Here is a 395-nt window from a genome sequence, read left to right as displayed (position 1 = left end):
GTTGCGGTCGGTGGTGGGCCCGCCGTGGCCGTGCTGGTGGGTGTGGTCGAGTTCGGACCGGGTGGCGGGCGCGCGGCAGCCGGGGTGGGTGCAGACGCGGTCGCGGATCTGGACCCACCGCCGCAGCCCGGCCCTCGCGAACCGCCGCCGCTGATCCACGCTCTCAGGACACGCATTCCCGACCGGTGCTGGACGCCCGCCGAAAGCTTGATCCTCCTCGCTCACGGCCTCGACGCCCTGCGCCTGCTCCTCGGTTCGGAGGCTCGCGGCGGCCTCGGCGCCCTCCGCACAGACCTCCTCGGCCTCGGCATAGACGTCGACTGCGGTGGCGGTCTGGCGATCGGTGTCGGCGTCCGTGCCGGAATCGGTGCCGGAATCGGTGCCGCTGGTGTGGC

1 protein-coding gene is annotated in these 395 nt (G+C 73.7%); it reads left to right on the top strand.

Annotated elements, in window-relative coordinates:
- Nucleotides 1-207: 207 nt before the first annotated feature.
- A partial coding sequence (locus N5079_RS35195) for a hypothetical protein (RefSeq protein ID WP_261588551.1) occupies nt 208-395 on the top strand: 188 nt, incomplete at its 3' end.

Origin of the sequence: Planotetraspora sp. A-T 1434 (assembly GCF_025420585.1) — a bacterium.
Classification (GTDB): domain Bacteria; phylum Actinomycetota; class Actinomycetes; order Streptosporangiales; family Streptosporangiaceae; genus JAOEGB01.
This window is presented reverse-complemented; position numbering and strand designations above follow the sequence as displayed.